Below are 21,250 nucleotides of genomic sequence, written 5' to 3' on the forward strand. Positions count from 1 at the left end.
AAAGTTTCATGTGTCGGAAATGGCGCTGTAATGTGTGCCGCTCTAATTCTCTTTTCCTGAGGATGCCGATCAAGCAGCGTCCGTTGAAAGAGGATAAGAAATCCATGAATATTGCCCCCAATTCATATTCCGTCACCCGCAAGCGTCTCATGGCTGCCGTCGCATCTGTCGCGGTGGCCGGTGCGATCGGCGTTGGCGCGCTGACCAGCGGAACCAGCCCTGTTCTGGCCGATGCCGTGCGCGTCGAGGCGCCGCAGGTGCCGGGCTTCGCCGATGTCGTCGAGCGCGTTTCTCCCGCCGTTGTCAGCGTCAAGGTCAAGGCCAAGATCAGCCCGGCCGCCGATGATGGCTCCGACCCGTCCGACGACCAGGATGGCATGAACAACCTGCCCAACAATCCACAGCTGCGCCGCTTCTTCAAGGAATTCCGTGGCTTTGGTGACCAGGACGGCCAGGGTGGCGGCAACAGGCGCTTCAGCCACCGCGACCGCAACAACGACCAGCCGCGGCCGGTTGCTCAAGGCTCCGGCTTCTTTATCTCGGATGACGGCTATCTCGTCACCAACAACCACGTCGTTTCGGAAGGCTCGGCCTTCACCGTGGTGATGCATGACGGCAAGGAGCTCGACGCCAAGCTGATCGGCACCGACCCGCGCACCGATCTCGCCGTGCTTAAGGTCGACGGCGTCGGCAAGTTTACCTATGTCGACTTCGCCGATGACTCCAAGGTTCGCGTAGGCGACTGGGTGGTGGCCGTCGGCAATCCGTTCGGTCTTGGTGGAACCGTCACCGCCGGCATCGTCTCCGCCCGCGGCCGTGACATCGGCGCTGGCCCTTATGACGACTTCATCCAGATCGACGCATCGGTCAACCGCGGCAATTCTGGCGGTCCGACCTTCAACCTCAACGGCCAGGTCGTCGGCATCAACACCGCGATCTTCTCGCCGTCAGGCGGCAGCGTCGGCATCGCCTTCGACATTCCCGCTTCGACCGCCAAGCAGGTCGTTCAGGACCTGATGAAGAGCGGTTCCGTGCAGCGCGGCTGGCTCGGTGTGGAAATCCAGCCGGTCACCTCCGACATCGCTGAGTCGCTTGGTCTGAAGTCCAACAACGGCGCACTGGTTTCCAGTGCCCAGGACGATGGTCCCGGCAAGAAGGCGGGCATCACGGCCGGTGACGTGATCACCCAGGTCGACGGCAAGGATGTCGCTTCGCCGAAGGAACTGGCCCGGCTGATCGGCGCCTATTCGCCTGGCAAGTCGGTCGACGTCACCGTGTGGCGCGACGGCAAGAGCCAGACGGTCAAGGTCGATCTCGGCAAACTGCCTTCGAGCGACAAGCAGGCCTCTGTCGATCAGCAGCAGCCCGCCGCCCCGGCCAAGCCCGACACGCTGGCCGATCTCGGCCTGACCGTTACCAAGTCTGAAAACGGCAAGGGACTGGTGGTGACCGATGTCGATCCCGACAGCGACGCCGCCGATCGCGGCATCCAGCCGGGCGACGTCATCACATCGGTCAATTCGACCGAAGTGAACGGCACCGAAGACGTCACCAAGGCGATGACCGAAGCAGTCAAATCCGGCCGCAAGGCAGTGCTGATGCAGATCACCCGCGACGACACCAATCGTTTCGTCGCGCTGCCCGTCGCCAAGGGCTGAGGTCGGTCCCGGAGCGTTCTCTCGGCCTTTCCAGGTGGGTGAGGGCGTTCCGGCGGCAGGTTGGACTTTCCAGTGCGCCGGTTCAACACCCCCGAGCCGCCGTAAGGGAAAGCATGGAGGAGCGCGCGTTAGTCAGTCATCGCGCCTTCCCCCGGCGGGAGCGGGCTTCCCATCGCCCGCTGCCGCACACTTTCAAAAGCGCTTCCGCGATCCGATGCAAACGACATCGGCGGCGAGCAGCTTTATCGCGCACGGCTTCGGGCAATCTTGATCGCGGTGCGCTTTGGCAAAGGCCACAATGCAGATGTCTGCCACTCAACCTTCCGGCGAAATCGCGTATAACAGCCCTATGAAGATTCTCGTCATAGAAGACGATCGCGAGGCTGCGGATTACTTGCAGAAAGCCTTTGCCGAGGCCGGTCACACCGCGCATGTCGCCGGTGACGGCGAAACCGGCTTTGCGCTCGCCGACGCCGGCGACTACGACGTGATGGTGATCGATCGGATGATGCCGCGTCGCGACGGCCTGTCGGTCATTGCCGGTCTCCGGTCCAGGGGCAACACAACGCCAGTGCTGATCCTGTCGGCGCTCGGCGAGGTCGATGATAGGGTCACGGGTTTGCGCGCCGGCGGCGACGACTACCTGACAAAACCCTATGCCTTCTCCGAGCTTCTCGCCCGCGTTGAGGTTCTGAACCGTCGCGCCAGCGCCAAGGAAGCCGAAACCGTCTACCGCGTCGGCGATCTCGAACTCGACAGGCTGTCGCATTCGGTCCGCCGTGCGTCACGCGAGATCACATTGCAGCCGCGTGAATTCCGCTTGCTCGAATATCTGATGCGGCATGCCGGCCAGGTGGTGACACGCACCATGCTGCTGGAAAATGTCTGGGACTACCATTTCGATCCGCAGACCAATGTCATCGACGTCCATGTCTCGCGGCTGCGCGGCAAGATCGAGAAGGGCTTCGACAAGCCCATCCTGCATACGGTTCGCGGCGCCGGCTATATGCTGAAGAGCGGCTAGCTGCGGCATGGCTCTTTCCGTGCCAGCCATCATGAAGACGACGGCAGCGCGGCTTTCGGCGCTCTACTTCCTGCTCTTCGCGCTCTGCGCGGTGGCGCTCGTCTTCTACATGACGTCGCTGTCGGCGCGAATGCTGACCGCGCAGACGCAGGAGACCATCAATGACGAAGTGCTCGGCCTTGCCCGCGCCTATCAGCGCGGTGGCCTGCCGATCCTGGTGCGCGTGGTGGAACAGCGCTCGCGCCAGCCCGGCGCCAACCTTTACCTGATCGCCGACGCCAACGGCCAAATCCTGACCGGCAATGTGCAGAGCCTGGAGCCGGGCGTTCTCGAGAACGAAGGCTGGACCAGCAGTCCGTTCTCTTATCAGCGCTTTGGCGAGGGAGAGCTCGAGCGCCTGCGCAACCTTCCCGCCGAGCAGGGTACCACCACCCAATCCGAGCAGAACGATGCGCAGGCGCAGGGCGAAAAGGGCCACAACGCCATTGCGCTGGTGCTGCGGCTGCCGAACCAGATGATCATGCTGGTCGGCCGCGACCTTGGCGAGCCGGAGCGGTTTCGTGCGGTCATCCGCCGTGCGCTGATGCTGGCGCTCGGCATGATGGGGCTGGGCGGATTGCTGATCTGGTTTTTTGTCGGCCGCGCCGCGCTGAAGCGCATCGACAGCGTGTCGGAAGCCAGCCGCCGCATTATGGGCGGCGATCTGTCGGGCAGGCTGCCGGTGACGGGGGTTGGCGATGAGTTCGACCGGCTCTCCGAAAATCTCAATGCCATGCTGGCCAGGATCGCCGCGCTGAACGAAGGCCTGAAGCAGGTTTCCGACAACATCGCGCATGATCTGAAGACGCCGCTGACCCGGCTGCGCAATCGGGCCGAAGCGACGCTTTCGGGCAAGCAAAAGCCCACCGATTACCGGCAGGCGCTGGAAGGCACCATTGCCGAGTCAGACCAGTTGATAAAAACCTTCAACGCCATCCTGATGATTTCCCGGCTGGAGGCTGGCTACTCCTCGGAGAACACCAACCGCGTCGATCTGGCGGAGGCCGTGCGCGATGTCGTCGAACTCTACGAGCCGGTGGCGGAAGAGGCAGGCGTATCACTGGAAGCAGACGCGCGCGAGGCGGTGTCCGTCAACGGCAACCGCGAACTGATCGGCCAGGCGCTGTCGAACATCGTCGACAACGCCATCAAATATTCCACAGGCGCCAATGCCCAGCCGGCGGTGCGCGTCACGCTCGAGCGAGCCGGTGCGGACGTTCGCCTGTCCGTTGCCGACAATGGACACGGCATTCCCGACGATGGCGACCGCGCCCGCGCCACGGAACGTTTCGTGCGGCTGGAGAAGAGCCGTTCGCAGCCGGGTTCCGGTCTTGGCCTCAGCCTCGCCAAGGCGGTCATGACGTTCCACAATGGCCGGCTTGAACTCTTGCCTGGCAATCCTGGACTATCCGTGGTCATGAGTTTCCCGGCTCGGGAGGATCACTGATGAGCACTGCAGCGAAGCGGGTGGAGACTGGATGGCTGCTGAAGCCGGCTGCCAAGCTTGCTCCGCTCGACAAGGACCGTGCGCGGTTGGAACTGGCCGAGATCGCTTCCGCCACGCGCGAAGAAGGACTGACGCGGCTGGCCAAGTTCCTGGCAGGCAAAGGGGAGGGCCAGGATTTCCTTGCCGCCGTCTTCGATCTGTCGCCGTTCCTGCGTGATACCGCACGTCGCCGGCCGCAAATCCTGGACGGGCTGTTCGAGCAGACGATCGAGGCTCGGCTGAAGGCGATCGGCGCCGCCATCGACCAGGTGCATCTAACCGAAGCAGTCTCGGAATCCGGCCTGATGATGGAGCTGCGCCAGTGGAAGGCGGAGGCGCATTTCCTGATCGCGCTGGCCGATCTTGCCGGCGAGGCCGAAACGGCGCTGACGGTCCGGCGATTGAGCGATCTTGCAGACGCCTGCACCCGTGCGGCCGTCGACTTCCTGCTGCGTGACGCGCATGGCCAGGGCAAACTCAAACTGCCGGATGTCGGCAATCCATCGAAACAGTCGGGCTGGATCCTGCTCGGCATGGGCAAGCTCGGCGCGCATGAGCTGAATTTTTCCTCCGACATCGATCTGGTGGTTTTCTTCGATCCGGAAGCGCCCGCCGTCGTCGATCCGCTCGACGCCACCGAGTTGTTTTCGAGGCTGACGCGCCGCCTGGTGCGCATCCTGCAGGACCGCACCGAACACGGTTATGTCTTCCGCACCGATCTGAGACTGCGCCCAGACCCCGGTTCGACACCGCTGGCGATCCCGGTCGAGGCGGCACTGCGCTACTATGAAGCACGCGGCCAGAACTGGGAGCGCGCCGCGATGATCAAGGCACGGCCGGTGGCAGGCGATCTGGCCGCGGGTGCGGCCTTCCTCAAGGAGTTGCAGCCCTATATCTGGCGCAAATACATGGACTACGCGGCGATTGCCGACGTCCATTCGATCAAGCGCCAGATCCACGCCCACAAGGGCCATGGCGAGATTGCGGTCAAAGGCCACAACGTCAAGCTTGGCCGCGGCGGCATTCGAGAGATCGAGTTCTTCGTCCAGACCCAGCAGCTCATCGCCGGCGGACGCTTCCCTGAACTGCGTGGCCGCGAGACCGTGCCGATGCTCGGCGAGCTTGCGACCCGCGGCTGGATCACCGCCGAGGCGCGCGATGCGCTCGCCCGCCAGTACTGGTTCCTGCGCCGCGTCGAACACGCCGTGCAGATGGTTGCCGACGAGCAGACGCACACGCTGCCGGAAGATGATGAAGGCCTGGAGCGCATCGCCTACATGCTCGGCTTTGCCGATGCTTCTGCCTTTTCTCAAGCGTTCCGTGCCTCGCTGCAGCAGGTCGAACGTCACTACGCGGCACTGTTCGAAACAGCACCCGAACTGTCGACCGGCATCGGCAACCTGGTCTTCACCGGCGATGTCGACGATCCCGATACGCTGCAGACCTTGCACGGGCTCGGCTTCCAGCGGCCAAGCGACATCTGCCGCGTCATCCGTGGCTGGCATTTCGGCCGCTATCGCCTCACCCAGTCGGCGGAGGCACGCGAGCGGCTGACGGAACTGACGCCGGCGCTGCTGCGCGCCTTCGGCCAGACGCGCCGGGCCGACGAAGCTCTGATGCGCTTCGACGAGTTTCTCGCCGGCCTGCCGGCTGGCATCCAGCTGTTCTCCCTGCTGCAGTCCAATCCTGCCCTGCTGAAGCTTCTGGCGACGATCATGGGGGCCGCCCCCCGGCTGGCGGCGATCATCACCCGCAGGCCGCATGTCTTCGATGGTTTGCTCGACCCGGCCTTGCTCACCGAACTACCGGACCGCGCCTATCTGTCGGCGCGACTTTCCGCCTTCGTCGAGGGCGACCGACTTTACGAGGATGTGCTCGACCGGCTGCGCATTTTTGCCTCCGAGCAGAAATTCCTGATTGGTGTCCGGCTGCTCGCCGGCTCGATCGATCCGGCGCGGGCCGGCCGCGCCTTTTCCGATCTGGCGGATCTCACCATCGAGGCTGCGTTGAAGGCGGTGACGGCCGAATTCGCGGCACGCCACGGCACCATTGCCGGCGGCGTGGTTTCGCTGCTCGGCATGGGCAAGCTCGGCAGCCGCGAGTTGACTGCCGGATCGGATGTCGACCTGATCCTGCTCTACGACCACGCGCCGGATGCCGAAGAGTCCAACGGTGACAAGCCGCTGGCGCCTTCGCATTACTACACCCGCATGACGCAAAGGCTGATCGCGGCGGTGTCGGCGCCGACGGCGGAGGGCGTGCTCTACGAACTCGACCTGCGCCTGCGGCCGTCCGGCAACAAGGGGCCGGTGGCCACCCATATCGATGCCTTCAAGAAATACCAGCGCCAGGAGGCCTGGACCTGGGAGCACATGGCGCTGGCCCGCGCCCGCGCCATTGCCGGCGACGCCAGCCTGTGCGGCGAGGTTGAAGCGGAAGTGGCGACGGTGCTTGGACAGCCGCGCGACGCCGCCAAGGTGATGGCCGAGGCTGCGGACATGCGGGCCATGATCGAGAAGGAAAAGCCGCCGCGCGATCTCTGGGACATCAAGCTTATTCCCGGAGGATTGATCGATCTGGAATTCATCGCCCAGGTGGCCGTCATCACCGGGCAGGTCGAGACCGGGCGCCGCGCCACCGGCACCGCCGAGATCCTGTCGCGCCTTGCATCGGGCTTCGCCGATGCCGGGATAAGGCAGGAGCTTGGCGATGCCTACGCGCTCTATCTTGCACTGACCCAGATGACGCGGCTGTGCCTCACCGGAGCCTTCGAGCGCGACGACGTTCCGCCGGGGCTTTCGGATCTGCTTCTGGCGGTGACCGACTTGCCGGATTTCGGTGTGCTGGAAGCACACCTCAAGGAGACGTCGCAGAAGGTCAGGAAGGACTTTGATCTTTTGTTTCGTTCGGGATCACCGTGAAGCGATCGTCCCTTGGAATTGAAGACGTTTCGTGTTTTCCAGTCTCATGCAGCTACTCTGTTCGCCGAATCTGCCGGAGCGCGCGGCGTGCGTGAGCCTGCAAAATTCTCTCCCGCAGATAGGCGTAGAAGCGCGGCGGCAGCATACCATAGTCGAATCGGGACGGTTTGCTTCCCGCGATGGGCCTGAGATCGGGACCCGGCCAGAGGAAGTCATTGGTTTCGGTCACGACGATCCATGACGGCGTGTCATCGAGGCCGAGATGGGCTTTGAGTGGCGCAGGTATTTCTACTGCATCGGCAGGATCAGCCGGTGGCGAGTGTGTGACCGGAACGACCGTTATGACTTCACGGCCCTCCACGACCCGGCGCGCGGCGACAATGGCGCATGGTCGGTTTTGCGACCTTCTTCGGCACCCTTTCGTGTTCTCTCACCCAGAGGTAAGAATAGGAAATCACCAGACCCGGGATAGGTTTGGGCAGGCTCACGGTGTCCAGTCTTTGAGCATCGCATCGAGCCCGGCATATTCGCTCGGTACGGCGCTTTCGGCGATGGCGTTCAGCGTCTCATCATCCAGTTCTTCCGCGTTACGGGCGACTCGTCCCTTGACCAACACCTCGAACATCGCCGCCGACAGGAGTACCGTGTGGGTCCGGCCATTCTTTGTGATTGCGACCGGCGCACGCTGGGCAGCGTCCTGAAAACGCCCGACATTCTGCTGGAATTCTGTTGAAGTCACTCGCATGACAAAGTCTACCTTTCTTATCTAAGGTGGATAAAATAGATAACGTTGTCAAAGCGTTTCACCTCGCGTCCATGAGGTGGGATCAGGCCTGGGATGGTGATAAAATATTCACGCTGCAACCTTGATCGCCGGCACGGCCCTCTTCACCGGAATGCGCACCGACACGATCGTGCCGACACCTTCGCTCGACCGGATCTTCAGCGCGCCGCCCTGAAGCTCGGCCAGCGAACGTGAGATGGCAAGGCCAAGGCCAGACCCGGCATGGCTCTTGGAGAACTGGTTCTGCACCTGCTCGAAGGGCCGTCCTAGCTTGCCGAGCGCCTCCTTGGGGATGCCGCAGCCATTGTCCTCTATCGTCAGCACCAACGCGCCGGATGTGTTGCGGGCCCTGACCGATATGTGGCCGCCCTGGCCGGTGAACTTCACCGCATTGGACAAAAGGTTGATGACGATCTGCTTGATCGCGCGGCGATCGGCGACCAGCGTCAGCGCATCGGCAATGCGCGTTTCCACGGTGATGGCCTTTTGCGCCGCCTGCAGCGAAACGACGCGTACGGTTTCGCTGATCAGCGGGCCGAGGTCGATTTCTTCCCGGTCCAGCGAGAATTGGCCGGCCTCGATCTTGGACATGTCGAGAATGTCGTTGATGACGCCCAGCAGATATTTTCCGCTGCTGTTGATGTCGGTGGCATATTCCTCGTAGCGCTCCGATCCGAGCGGGCCGAACAGCCCTTGTTCCATCAGTTCGGAGAAGCCGATGATCGCGTTCAGCGGCGTGCGCAACTCATGCGACATGTTGGCCAGGAATTCGGATTTGGCCCGGTTCGCAGCTTCGGCGCGTTCGGTTTCCTTCATGTATTTGCGGTTGAGGTCGACCAGTTCGCGCGAACGCTCCTCTTCGGCCCGCCGCGCGAGGCTGAGATCATGGATCGTTGCCATCAGCCGTCGCTCGCTGTCGACCAGCTTCTCCTGGTGCAGCTTGATCTGGGTGATGTCGGAGCCGACCGAGACGATGCCGCCGTCCCGGGTCTTCAGTTCGTTGACCTGCAGCCATCGGCCATCGGCCAGCTGCCGCTCGAAAGTGGCGCCGCCCTGCAGGCCGCTGGTATGGGCAAGCCGCCGTTCGGAAGCAAAGGCCAGCATGCGTTCTTCCAGCGCCGCGCGCGCGGTGCCCGGCATCACGTCGCGGTCCGAAAGCCCGTTGTCCTGCTGGTATTTGGAATTGCACATGATCAGGCGCTGCGTCGAATCCCACAGCACAAAGGATTCGTTGATGTTCTCGATCGCCGTTCTGAGGCGAAGGTCGGCAGCCTCGGAACGCAGCGCCAGATGACGCTGTTCGGTGACGTCGACGGCGATACCGATCAGCTGTATCTCCGGCGCTTCCGGATCGATGACCTGTGCCCGTGCGCGCATCCAGATCCATTGGCCGTCGGCATGGCGCATGCGGAACACCTGGTCGATATGGTCGATCTCGCGTGCGACGATTCTGTTGGCGAGTTCGAACAGGTCGCCGTCCTCGGGATGGATGATCTGATCGACCTCGCCGAAGGACAGCATCGTTTCGCACGGCTTGTAGCCGAGCATGTCGTACATCGAGCGCGACCAGTACATCTTGCCGCGCACCATGTCCCAGTCCCACAGGCCGCAGCGGCCGCGAACCAGCGCCATGTCGATGCGCTGATGCGCTTCGAGGTAGATGCGGTCGGCCGCCTGCGCACGCGCGGCCTGGCCGAAATAGGCATAGAGGATGACGATCAGCACGCCGGCCGTCAGCACGAACAGGGTGACGTTCAGCGAAACGGTCTTGCGCCAGGCATCGAAAACCGCGTCCTGTGGCACCAGGGCCGCCGATGCGCCCTTTCCGCCATCCGCCAGGCTGACCGCCGCGTACCAGTCCCGTCCGTCGATGTTGACGTCCATGACGCCGGCACGATCGCCGAACATGAACAAGGGCTGGCCGCCCTCGACGAGGCCGTCCAGCGAATGGCCCTGCCATGGCATCGAGCGCGGCGTCACCGCGACGATCTTGAAAGCGCTGTCGGTGATGACAAGCACATGGCTGCGGCCCATCGCGCCCTGACGGCTGGTGGTCTCCAGCAGATCCTGTATGGCGCCGGGCACTGTTTCCGAGGTGGTGGCGAGCGAACTGGCCAGCTGGCCCGCCGCCAGCGTCAGGATCGCCTTGGCATTGCGCTCGACATCGTCGCGCTCGTTCATCAGTGACAGCACGCGCAGCGCCGCGATGACGATCAGGAATGTGATGATGAGGGCGGGTATTGATCGGCGCAGCAGCGGCTCGGCGGCCAGAAGCCGCCGGTAGGCCGGTTCGGCGATGAGCCGCGTATTCCCGGCAAGACCGTCGCCGCGCGTCTCGCGATGCGCAAAAACCGTCCTTCCGGGCGCGCCCCACGCGTCCGCCTTCGCCATAAATGGCACTCCCCGAATTGCCTATGCTGCTTGGTGATCCGGCAAACGCCGCACATCCGAATCGTCAGTAAAGAATCAAAGGTGATTCGCCTTGTCCAGTGGTCCGGCGAAAAAAGATTAAAAATCGACTAAAATAACGCCGAAATGGTCGATCTCCCCCACGAGGGGGGAGATCGCTCTCCCTAAGCCAGCGTGCGCTCGACGATATCGCGCAGATCCGCCGACAGGTTTTCGGCGCCGGCGATCGACAGCAGCGCTTCCCTGGCCTTGGCTTGCCGCAAAGGTTCGAGCGAACGCCACGATCTGAGCGCCGTCGCCAGCCTTGCCGCCACTTGCGGGTTGCGTTTTTCGACCTCGAGCACAGTCTGAGCAAAGAACCAGTAGCCTTCGCCGTCAGCACGATGGAAGCCGGTCTGGTTGGCGCTGGAGAAGGTGCCGATCAGCGAGCGAACTCGATTTGGATTGCCCATCGAGAAGGCCGGGTGGTTGGTCAGGGCCTTCACGGTGTCGACGGTTTGCGGCCCCGGAACGCTGGCCTGGATCTGGAACCATTTGTCCATGACCAGCGGGTCGGACCCATAGGTCGTCTCGAAAGCCGCCAGCGCCTCGACCGTCTCGGGCGAACCGTGGTGACGATGCGCGAGCACGGCAAGTGCTGCCGCGCGGTCGGTCATGTTGGTCGCCGACTGGAAATGCCCGGCGGCGAGTGCTGCTCCACCCGGCTGCAGCGACAGATAATCCAGCAAGGTGTTGCGCAAGGCGCGTCGTCCGGCGCTCGCCGCGTCGGGGCTGAACGCTTCTCTGTCGGCAAGGCTGCGGTAGAGGCCCGAAAAAACGTCCCGGTTCGCAGTGCCGATCGCCAACGCCAGTGCCTCGCGAGCGGCATAGATGGCATCGGGGTCGATGTTCCTGCCGATGTCGCGGGCGATGTCGGCTTCGCCGGGCAATGCCAGCGCCAGTGCTCGATAGGCCGGCTCCAGCGTCTCGTCACCGGCGATGCTGCCGGCGAGTTCGATCAGCCGCGGTGCAAAGGCCGGCTGCTTGCCGCCGAGGACCTCGCGGAAGGCTGATATCAGTGCATCAGTCAGCAATGTGTTGAAGGCCTGCCAGCGCGAGAAGGCGTCGCTGTCATGGCGGGCGAGAAAGAACTGGTCGTCGGCTTTCTGCTCGACGGACAATGTCACCGGCGCCGAAAAGCCGCGGTTGAGCGACACGGCCGGGCGCTCGGTGACGCCTGAGAACCGCACCATGTGGCGACGCTTGCGGATATGGATGACGCCGTCCTCGACGCTGGCGCCTTCGACGCCGCTATACGGCACAGGCTTGCCGCCGGCGCCGATCAGGCCGAAAGCCAGCGGGATGTGCATCAGCCGCTTGCGGCTTTCGGACGGTGTCGGCGGCACCGACTGCTCGATTTCGAGCGTGAATTCTTGCGCGGCCGGATTGTGCGTCGAACTGATCGTCAGGTTCGGCGTGCCTGCCTGATGATACCAGAGCGCGAACTGCGACAGGTCGCGGCCGGACGCATCCTCGAACACCTTGATGAAATCCTCGATCGTCGCCGCGTCACCGTCGTGTCGCTCGAAATAGAGGTCCATGCCGGCGCGAAAGACGTCGGCACCGAGAATTGTGCGGATCATGCGCACCACTTCGGAGCCCTTCTCGTAGACCGTCGCGGTGTAGAAATTGTTGATTTCGCGGTAGCGGCGCGGCCGCACCGGATGCGCCAGCGGACCTTGGTCCTCGGGAAACTGGTGGGCGCGCAAGGTGCGCACTTCGGCGATGCGCTTGACCGCGCGCGAACGCTGGTCGGCGGAGAATTCGTGGTCGCGGAAAACCGTCAGGCCTTCCTTCAGGCAGAGCTGGAACCAGTCGCGGCAAGTGATTCTGTTGCCTGTCCAATTGTGGAAATACTCATGCGCAATGATCGCCTCGATATTGGCGAAATCGGCGTCCGTCGCGGTCTCCCGGTCGGCCAGCACATATTTGTCGTTGAAGATGTTGAGGCCCTTGTTCTCCATCGCGCCCATGTTGAAGTCGGACACGGCGACGATGTTGAAGACGTCGAGATCGTATTCGCGGCCGAACGCCTCCTCGTCCCATTTCATCGACCGCTTCAGAGCATCCATCGCGTAGCCGGCCAGGTTCTCCTTGCCGGGCTCGACATAGATGCCGAGTTCGATCGTGCGGTCCGATAGCGTGACGAAACTGTCCGCAAGCTGGCCGAGATTGCCGGCCACCAGCGCGAACAAATAGGACGGCTTGGGGAAAGGGTCGTGCCACACTGCATAGTGCCAGCCGTCGCCGAGGTCGCCCCTGTCGACCGGGTTGCCGTTGGACAGGAGCAGCGGCGCTTCGTCACGTATTGCCTCTATGCGCACCGTGTAGACGGACAGGATGTCGGGACGATCGAGGAAATAGGTGATGCGGCGAAAGCCCTCGGCTTCGCATTGCGTGCAGTAGACATGGCTCGAGCGGTAGAGGCCCATCAGGGCTTCGTTGCCGGCCGGCGCCACCTCGGTCTCTATGAGCAACTGGAAGCGACGCGCCGCCGGCGGCTTGAGGATGGTCAGTTGATCGGGCGTCGCCAGCAGATCCGCCGGCTTTACCTTGTTGCCGTCGATCTCTATGCGCTTGAGGGTCAGCCCGTCGCCGTCGAGCACCAGCGGTGCCGACACGGAGACGTCGTCACGACGCTCTATCGTGAGCACGGCGGTGACACGCGTTGCGTCTGGCGAAAGGCGGAAGGTAAGGTCGGTTTTCGGAATGAGGTAGTCGTTGGGGCGATAGTCTTCGAGTTTGAAGACCTGGCCGGTGTCCGTGCGCATTCCGTGGGTTTTCCTGTCGATTGCGTTGGCGGCGGATTGTGTCCGCTGGTCCAAGAAATTTGAAGTCCGCGCTCTTTACACGAAACCGCCCCTCGACAAAACTGAGGCAATGCCTATTTCAGGCGTTCCTTCTCCTGTCATCATCACGAGGCATCCATGACCGTCGTCACACCGAAATTCGGCATGGGCGCATCCGTGCTGCGGCGCGAGGATGCCGCCTTCATCCAGGGCCAGGGCCGCTATACCGACGACATCCAGCCGGCTGGCGTCCTGCATGGCTATGTCCTGCGCTCGCCGGTCGCCAAGGCCAGCTTCACCATCGGTTCGACCGAGGCGGCGAAGGCGGCACCTGGCGTCCATCTGGTGCTGACCGGCAAGGATCTTGCCCATCTCGGCGATCTGAAATCCGGCGTCATGCAGGAACAGCCGGACGGCACCAAGGCTCCGACGCGCGACATCCCGATCCTGTGCCGCGACCGCGTCAACTATGTCGGCGATGCCGTTGCCTTCGTCGTCGCCGACAGCCGAGCCTTGGCGCAGGATGCCGCCGAACTGATCGATGTCGACTATGACGGCGAAGACGCGGCCTCGGGGACGGCAAATGCACTTGCCGAAGGCACGCCGCTGGTCTGGCCGGAGCTTGGTTCCAACCGCGCCTTCAGCTACCACATGGGCGACAAGAAAAAGACCGAAGCGGCTTTCGCCAAGGCCGCCCATGTCACCCGCATCGAGTTCGTCAACAACCGGCTGGTGTGCAACTACATGGAGCCGCGCTCCGCGATCGGCGAATGGAACGTCGAGGAGAAGCGCTTCGTGCTGACCACCGGGTCGCAAGGCGTGCACTCCATGCAGTATATCCTGGCCAGCGTGTTCAAGATCAAGAAAGACCAGCTGCGCGTCATCACGCCTGATGTCGGCGGTGGTTTCGGGCCGAAGAGCTTCGTCTACCGCGAATATCCGCTGGTGCTGGAAGCGGCAAAGCGGCTTGGCCGCCCGGTGAAATGGGCCGGCGACCGCACGGAACACTTCCTGACCGACGCGCAAGGGCGCGACAATTTCGTCACGGCCGAAATGGCGCTGGACAAGGACGGCCGCTTTCTCGGCATGAAGGTGGACCTGCTCGCCAACATCGGCGCCTATATCTCGCAATACGGTCCGTTCATCCCCTATATCGGCGTCACCATGTCGACCGGTGTCTATGATATCCAGGCGCTCGACGTCTCGGTGACCGGCCTCTACACCAACACCTGCCCGGTCGATGCCTATCGCGGTGCCGGCCGACCGGAAGCAGCCTTCCTGCTGGAAAAGCTGGTCGATGCCTGCGCCCACGATCTCGGCCTGCCTGTCGAGGAGATCCGCCGCCGCAACTTCATCCGGCCGGAGCAATTTCCCTACCGGACGCAAACCGGCCGCCTCTACGACACCGGTGAATTCGAAGGCCATATGGAGCGCGCCATCGAGCAATCCGAATGGAAAGCGTTTCCGGAGCGGCTGGCGCAATCGAAGGCCGGCGGAAAAATCCGCGGCCTCGGCATGGCGACCTATATCGAGGCCTGTGCCTTTCCGGGCTCCGAACCGGCCTTCGTTGAACTCAATGGCGATGGCACGGTGACGCTGAAGATCGGCACCCAGACCAACGGGCAGGGACACGCCACCGCCTATGCGCAGTTCCTGTCGGAAAAGCTCAATCTCGACATCGACAAGATTCATGTCCGCCAGGGCGATACCGATGAGCTGAAGGCCGGCGGCGGCACCGGCGGCTCGCGCTCCATTCCGCTGGGAGGTGTATCGGCTTCCCGCGCGGGCGAGGATCTGGCCAACAAGATCAAGCGCATCGCAGCCGACGAACTGGAGGCTTCTGCCGGCGACATCGAATTGTCCGACGGTGTCGCCCGCATCGTCGGCACCGATCGCTCGCTCGATTTTTCCGCTATCGCCAAGGCCGCCAAGACATCAGACGATCTCAAGGGCTTTGGCGAGTTCGTGCAGGACGAATGCACCTATCCCAACGGCACCCATATCTGCGAGATCGAGATCGATCCCGACACCGGCGCGACCGAGATCGTCCGCTACACCATCGTCGACGATTTCGGCGTCACCGTGAACCCGATCCTGCTCGCCGGCCAGGTGCATGGCGGCGTCGTGCAAGGTATCGGCCAGGCACTGACCGAAGACACTATCTATGGCGAGGATGGACAGCTTTTGACGGCGAGCTTCATGGATTACGCCATGCCGCGCGCCGACAATTTCCCGTTCTTCCATTTCGAGACCCGCAACGTGCCTTCGACCACCAATGCACTCGGCATCAAAGGCGCGGGCGAGGCCGGCACCATCGGCTCGACCCCGGCGGCACTCAATGCGGTGACCGACGCGCTCTGGCGCGCTTATGGCGTCAAGCACATCGACATGCCGGCAACGCCCGCGCGTATCTGGGCGACGATCCGAGAAGCGTCGGGAGCGTGACAGCAGGCCCCGGCAGCCCCCCGGCCACAGCCAGCGATGATGCCGGCGGGCACGACACGCTTACCGGCATCATGCTCAAGATCGTGTCGGTGGCGGTCTTCGTCGGCATGCAGACCTGCATCAAAGCCGCAGGCACGGTTCCGGCCGGCCAGATTGTCTTCTTCCGCTCTTTCTTCGCCATCTTCCCGATCATCGCCTTCCTGGCTTTCAGGAAAGAACTCGGCACTGCCTTCACCACCAGGCGTCCGTTCAACCACATCGCCCGCGGCCTGGTCGGCGTCTGCGCCATGGGGCTCGGCTTTTTTGCGTTGACCCGACTGCCGCTGCCGGAAGCGATCACGCTGAACTACGCGCAGCCGCTGCTGGTGGTGGTGTTCAGCTCCATCTTCCTCGGCGAGGCCATCCGTGTCTATCGCTGGAGTGCGGTCGCGGTCGGCCTGGTCGGCGTGCTGATCATCTCCTGGCCGGAACTGACGCTGCTGAGTTCAGACGAGGCGCTCGACGACCAGGAAGTGCTCGGCGTCATGGCCGCTCTTGTCGCGGCGGCGATCTCGGCCGTCGCCATGCTCTTGGTGCGCAATCTCGTGCAAAGCGAGCGCACAGCGACCATCGTGCTGTGGTTTTCTGTGACGGCGAGCGTCATGTCGCTGCTGTCGCTGCCATTCGGCTGGCAGGCGCTGACGCCGCTCCAGGCAGCTCTCCTTGTTGCCGCCGGCTTCTGCGGCGGCCTCGGCCAGATCCTGATGACGGCGGCCTATCGCCATGCCGAGGCCTCGGTGGTGGCGCCGTTCGAATACACCTCGATGATCCTCGGCGTCGTCGTCGGCTATCTCGTCTTCGGCGACGTCGCCACGCTCCATATGCTTGTCGGCGGCCTGATCGTCGTCGCCGCCGGCATCTTCATCATCTGGCGCGAACGCCAGCTTGGCCTGGAGCGCACCCGCACGCGCAAGGCGTCTTTGCCTGAAGGGTGATTACGACAGCTCGGCTCGCTCCTTCGCCAACCGAACCAGCACTGTCCTCGTCTGTTCATCGGCGGGGAAAAACGATTCGATCGCCAGTTCCGAAAGCGTCACGTCGAGCGGCGTGCCGAAGACAGTGATGGTGCTGATGAACGACAGCACCTGATCGCCATGCGCCAGCCTGAGCGGATGCACGATGGCATTCGGCTCGACGGACACCGGCCGGCTGCCTTTCAAGCCGGACGGGTAACTGCGCAATTCGCGCTCCAATTCGACCAGCACAGGGTCACCGCTCGCGTCGTTCTGGTGTTTCAGGCGCTCGAGCAGATGCGTTCGCCATTCCTGAAGGTTGACGATGCGCGGTGCGATGCCGCCGGGATGCAGGCTGAGGCGAAGCACGTTGACCGGCGGCGTCAGCAGCGAAGCCTCGCTGACATCGTCAAGGAAGGGTGCAATGGCGGCATTGGCCGAAACCAGGTTCCAGTGGCGGTCGACGGCGAGTGCCGGGAAAGGCTCGTGGCCTTTGAGGACGATCTCGACGGCCGCCATCGCCGGCGCCAGCGTCGTGTCGGTCAGGGAGCGTTCGCCGAAGCTGGGCGCAAAACCGGCGGCGAGCAGCAATTGATTGCGTTGCCTCAGCGGTATCGACAATTGCTCGGCCAGATGCAGCACCATGTCGCGCGAGGGCGCGGCGCGGCCGCTTTCGACGAAGCTCAGATGCCGCTGCGAGATCTCGGCCTCCATGGCGAGGTCGAGCTGCGACATGCGGCGGCGGGTGCGCCATTCGCGAATGAGGCTGCCGGCGGACGTTTGGGGTGTTGTCATGAGGCATGATTAGGTCGAGAGCAGACGTATTTCAATTACCTCGGAGGTTATCGGTACGGCATCCATGTCGGAGATTGGCTACTCGCCAAGCCTCAGCCAACTTCCCGCAGCTTTGCCTTCACCTCGAGAAAATCCCGCCACGCCAGCTTCTTGTGCGCGGGCGTTCGCAAGAGATAGGCCGGGTGCAGCGTGGGCATTGCCGGAATGGCGATGCCGGATGCCGTCGTGTGAACGCGCCAATTGCCGCGCAGCCGCAATATGCCCTCCGAGGTGTTGAGCAAGGTCTTGGCTGACGGGCCGCCAAGGTTGATCAGCACCTTGGGATTGACCAGTTCGATCTGCCGCTCGATGAAGGGCCGGCAGATCTCGGTTTCGTGCGGCGTCGGCGTGCGATTGCCCGGCGGCCGCCAGGGAATGACATTGGCGATATAGACTGAAGTGCGGTCGAGTCCGATCGCCGCCAGCATGCGGTCGAGCAGCCGGCCCGATCGGCCGACGAAGGGCAGGCCCTCGATGTCCTCATCGCGGCCGGGTGCCTCGCCGACCAGCATGACGGCGGCTTCCGGGTTGCCGTCGGCGAACACCAAGCTCTTGGCGGTGGCCTTGAGATTGCAGCCGTCGAACGCCGCCATGTGCTGGCGAAGCTCGTCAAGCGTTGTTGCCGTCGTTGCCAATTGGCGGGCAAGTGCTGCCTGCGCTTCATCGGGAACCGCAGTCGTCGCAGACGGCGACCGCGCAACGGGTGGTGCATTTGCTCTGTCCCCGGCTTCGCCGCGGGACACGCTCGTCGAACGCTGCTGTGCGGCGGTGTCACCCGAAGGCGCTGCGGTCGGCGCGCGCTCCATCGGCTTTGGCGAGACCTCGGTGAACCGGTTCACCGGCTGCTCTTCGAGCGCCTCGTCGACACCAACGCTGGCATAAAAGGCCAGCAGGTCGGCGATATCAGGTCTGTTGGTTGGGGAAGCGGCAGTCATCGATTCACATTCGTCCGCGTGGCGGCAATTTGCAAGGCTGGCAGTTTCTCTACCAGGGCAACGAACCCGGGTTAACGGGTTCCTTCGGAGCCTTTCGCCGGCGCGTTGGCTGACGGAGCATCAAACGAAAAACCCGCCTGTCCGGCGGGTCAGTGGCGCAAATCAGCACCATAGGCAAAAATGTACCATAGCTGAGGTCACCGAGTCAAGAAAAAATTCCTATCGTCTACCCCGTTGGTATGCGCGGATCCTGCACCAGATAGAAGGTCCAGCGCGGCGTGTAGTCGGTCATCAGGAATTCGAACCTGGCGGTTTTCAGCGGGTCGACCTTGCCATTCCTGAACAGCAGCCGGTCATAGGGTTCGAAATCGCGATCGAAATCGGCGAAATTGCTCGACAAAATATTGTCCGGCGTCTTGTTGCGCTGGTCGAAGGAAAGCCCGTCGCCGAACACGCTCGGCCGATTCAGGATCTCCTGCAATTCGAACTGGAATTCGACCCAGGCCTGGCCGCTGTTGTTGAGCACATCGATGCGCATATACATCATGCCGTTTGCGAATTCGCCGGCCTTGCCGAATGCCTGGATCGGCTTTGTCGTGCGGATCGTCAGCGTCACCGGCGTTGACGAATTCAGCTCTTCGGTGATCACGAACGGATCGTCCTTCGTTCCGATGCCCGAGGCGCCGGTGATGTGGAAGCCGCCAAGCTCGTCGGAGAAGGAGTAGGCGCCTGCCGCCCAGACCTTCACTTCGTCGGCGGCAGCGTGATGCGGCGCCAGCATCAGAAGGGCCAAAAGGAGCGCCCGGCGGATCCGTCCGGGCGGGAAAAGAAAGCGCGTCGATGAAAAGCCGGCTGGCTCAGGAATGCGCATGGCGTGAAGTATGGCCGATAAGCAAGCCGTCGAACAATTAAAAACGCGCGCCTCGCAGGCAATGCCGGGCGAAAAGCAGTCTTCCAGCCTCGCAATGCGCGACTTTTTGGCCAAAACGGCATTGTCACGTATGCGCCGGTTTCCTGTCGTCAATTGATGCGCTATGCAGCGCGGGAGCCAGCAAGATACCCGAATGGGATAAGCCAGTGCGGAGGGGTTGATGAGCGACATCGAACGCGAAAGCATGGAATTCGACGTGGTTATCGTCGGTGCCGGACCGGCGGGCCTCGCCGCTGCCATCCGCCTCAAGCAGGTCAATCCCGAGCTTTCGGTCGTCGTCCTGGAGAAGGGCGGTGAGGTCGGCGCCCATATCCTCTCCGGCGCCGTTGTCGATCCGATCGGCATCGACCGGCTCTTGCCGGGCTGGCGCGATGAGGACGGCCATCCCTTCAAGACGCCGGTCACATCAGACCATTTCCTCGTCCTTGGTCCTGCCGGCTCGTTTCGCCTGCCCAACATGCTGATGCCGCCGCTGATGAACAATCACGGCAACTACATCGTCTCGCTCGGCAATGTCTGCCGCTGGCTGGCGACCAAGGCCGAAGCGCTCGGCGTCGAGATCTATCCGGGCTTTGCCGCTGTCGGCCTGCTCTACAATGAGCAAGGCGCCGTCACCGGCGTCGTCACCGGCGACATGGGCATCGAGAAGGACGGAACGCACGGTCCGGGTTTCGCACCCGGCATGGCGCTGATGGGCAAATATGTGCTGATCGGGGAGGGCGCTCGTGGCTCGCTCGCCAAGCAGCTGATCGCCAGATACAAGCTTTCCGATGGCCGCGAACCGGGCAAATATGGCATCGGCCTGAAGGAACTCTGGCAGGTCAAGCCGGAGAACCACCGGCCGGGCTTGGTCCAACATTCCTTCGGCTGGCCGCTTGACTTGAAGACCGGCGGCGGCTCGTTCCTCTACCACCTCGAGGACAATCAGGTGGCGGTCGGCTTCGTCCTCCACCTCAATTACAAGAACCCCTATCTCTCGCCGTTCGAGGAATTCCAGCGCTTCAAGACCCATCCGGCGATCAGCGGGACTTTCGACGGCGCCAAGCGCCTCGGCTATGGCGCGCGCGCCATCACCGAGGGCGGCTGGCAGTCGGTGCCGAAACTCTCCTTCCCCGGTGGTGCGCTGATGGGATGTGCGGCGGGCTTCGTCAACGTGCCGCGCATCAAGGGTTCGCACAATGCCGTGCTGTCCGGCATGCTGGCGGCCGAGCATGTCGCAGAGGCGATCGGTGCCGGGCGCGCCAACGACGAACTCGCTTCCTACGAGGAAGCCTGGCGCGCGACCGACATCGGCAAGGATTTGAAGAAGGTGCGCAACGTCAAGCCGCTGTGGTCGCGCTTCGGCACCATCGTCGGTGTCGGCCTCGGCGGCCTCGACATGTGGCTGAACACGCTGTTCGGTGTCTCGCCCTTCGGCACGCTGAAGCATGGCAAGGCCGACTATGCGACGCTCGAGCCTGCCGCCCAGCACAAGAAGATCGCCTATCCGAAGCCCGATGGCGTGCTGACCTTCGACAGGCTGTCCTCGGTGTTCCTGTCCAACACCAATCACGAGGAAAACGAGCCGGTCCACCTGCTTGTCGGCGACATGGAACTGCAGAAGCGGTCCGAGCACGATGTCTTTGCGGGCCCCTCGACGCGCTACTGTCCGGCCGGGGTTTACGAGTGGGTCGACAAGGATGGCAATGCCGCCGCCGATCCCACGGCCAAGGATGTGCGCTTCGTCATCAACGCGCAGAACTGCGTCCACTGCAAGACATGCGACATCAAGGACCCGAACCAGAACATCAACTGGGTGCCGCCGCAAGGCGGAGAAGGCCCGGTCTACCAGGGCATGTAGGCCCGCGCCGGCCACAGCGTGCAAAGACCCCGACGACGGTGAACTGACCCCTTAAAGTTGGACGGTTTAAGGTGCCGGCAGATTTAAGGGCTGGGTTCTGTATTGCACAGGGCTCAGCCCTTTC

The 21,250-nt window shown here is 63.1% G+C and carries 14 protein-coding genes; 8 read left to right on the forward strand and 6 right to left on the reverse strand.

Annotated features, from left to right (window positions below):
* The first annotated feature begins 104 nt into the window (after nt 1–104).
* The 4 genes from NKI21_RS17585 (at nt 105) to NKI21_RS17600 (ending at nt 7,128) form a co-directional block, all read left to right on the forward strand.
* Nucleotides 105–1,658: a Do family serine endopeptidase gene (locus NKI21_RS17585; RefSeq protein WP_352441296.1), complete on the forward strand. Its 1,554-nt coding sequence runs from the start codon at nt 105–107 to the stop codon at nt 1,656–1,658.
* Between the two features lie 349 nt (nt 1,659–2,007).
* Nucleotides 2,008–2,682 carry a response regulator transcription factor gene (locus NKI21_RS17590; RefSeq protein WP_023812818.1) on the forward strand — a complete coding sequence of 225 codons (675 nt, stop codon included), beginning with the start codon at nt 2,008–2,010 and terminating at the stop codon, nt 2,680–2,682.
* 7 nt (nt 2,683–2,689) lie between these two features.
* Entirely contained in the window at nt 2,690–4,168 is a 1,479-nt protein-coding gene (locus tag NKI21_RS17595; protein WP_023812819.1) for a sensor histidine kinase, read from the forward strand.
* On the forward strand, nt 4,168–7,128 hold the full coding sequence (locus NKI21_RS17600; RefSeq protein WP_352866514.1) for a bifunctional [glutamine synthetase] adenylyltransferase/[glutamine synthetase]-adenylyl-L-tyrosine phosphorylase: 2,961 nt from the start codon (nt 4,168–4,170) through the stop codon (nt 7,126–7,128). The genes NKI21_RS17595 and NKI21_RS17600 overlap by 1 nt, the downstream gene beginning before the upstream one ends.
* 484 nt (nt 7,129–7,612) lie before the next feature.
* Here NKI21_RS17600 and NKI21_RS17605 read toward each other — a convergent pair whose 3' ends face one another.
* From NKI21_RS17605 to pepN, 3 genes are all read right to left on the reverse strand, one after another.
* The gene (locus tag NKI21_RS17605) at nt 7,613–7,873 is read right to left on the reverse strand and encodes a type II toxin-antitoxin system prevent-host-death family antitoxin (protein ID WP_023812822.1); all 261 of its coding nucleotides are present in this window, start codon (nt 7,871–7,873) and stop codon (nt 7,613–7,615) included.
* Between the two features lie 108 nt (nt 7,874–7,981).
* Entirely contained in the window at nt 7,982–10,303 is a 2,322-nt protein-coding gene (locus tag NKI21_RS17610) for a PAS domain-containing sensor histidine kinase (RefSeq protein WP_352866517.1), read from the reverse strand.
* 182 nt (nt 10,304–10,485) lie between these two features.
* Nucleotides 10,486–13,131 (reverse strand): aminopeptidase N, encoded by a 2,646-nt coding sequence (gene pepN / locus NKI21_RS17615; protein WP_352866520.1) that lies wholly within the window; start codon nt 13,129–13,131, stop codon nt 10,486–10,488.
* 156 nt (nt 13,132–13,287) lie between these two features.
* On the opposite strand from pepN, the gene NKI21_RS17620 reads away from it, so the two are divergent.
* Both NKI21_RS17620 and NKI21_RS17625 read left to right on the forward strand, forming a co-directional pair.
* Complete coding sequence (locus NKI21_RS17620) at nt 13,288–15,594, forward strand: xanthine dehydrogenase family protein molybdopterin-binding subunit (RefSeq protein WP_352866523.1); 2,307 nt, start codon at nt 13,288–13,290, stop codon at nt 15,592–15,594.
* Nucleotides 15,591–16,568 (forward strand): DMT family transporter, encoded by a 978-nt coding sequence (locus NKI21_RS17625; protein WP_128303009.1) that lies wholly within the window; start codon nt 15,591–15,593, stop codon nt 16,566–16,568. Before NKI21_RS17620 ends, NKI21_RS17625 begins: the two co-directional genes overlap by 4 nt.
* Here NKI21_RS17625 and NKI21_RS17630 read toward each other — a convergent pair whose 3' ends face one another.
* From NKI21_RS17630 to NKI21_RS17640, 3 genes are all read right to left on the reverse strand, one after another.
* Nucleotides 16,569–17,381 carry a helix-turn-helix domain-containing protein gene (locus tag NKI21_RS17630; protein WP_023812827.1) on the reverse strand — a complete coding sequence of 271 codons (813 nt, stop codon included), beginning with the start codon at nt 17,379–17,381 and terminating at the stop codon, nt 16,569–16,571.
* 92 nt (nt 17,382–17,473) lie between these two features.
* Nucleotides 17,474–18,355, reverse strand: coding sequence for a uracil-DNA glycosylase (locus NKI21_RS17635; protein WP_352866527.1), 882 nt, complete (start codon nt 18,353–18,355; stop codon nt 17,474–17,476).
* Nucleotides 18,356–18,581: 226 nt separating this feature from the next.
* Nucleotides 18,582–19,226 (reverse strand): hypothetical protein, encoded by a 645-nt coding sequence (locus NKI21_RS17640; RefSeq protein WP_352866530.1) that lies wholly within the window; start codon nt 19,224–19,226, stop codon nt 18,582–18,584.
* A gap of 10 nt (nt 19,227–19,236) precedes the next feature.
* Here NKI21_RS17640 and NKI21_RS17645 point away from each other — a divergent pair, with 10 nt between their 5' ends.
* Nucleotides 19,237–19,383, forward strand: a complete 147-nt coding sequence (locus NKI21_RS17645) for a hypothetical protein (protein ID WP_155930595.1) — start codon at nt 19,237–19,239, stop codon at nt 19,381–19,383.
* A gap of 63 nt (nt 19,384–19,446) precedes the next feature.
* Entirely contained in the window at nt 19,447–21,126 is a 1,680-nt protein-coding gene (locus tag NKI21_RS17650) for an electron transfer flavoprotein-ubiquinone oxidoreductase (protein ID WP_023812833.1), read from the forward strand.
* Nucleotides 21,127–21,250: the final 124 nt, after the last annotated feature.

The organism is Mesorhizobium sp. M0715, from assembly GCF_040320355.1.
Lineage (GTDB): Bacteria > Pseudomonadota > Alphaproteobacteria > Rhizobiales > Rhizobiaceae > Mesorhizobium.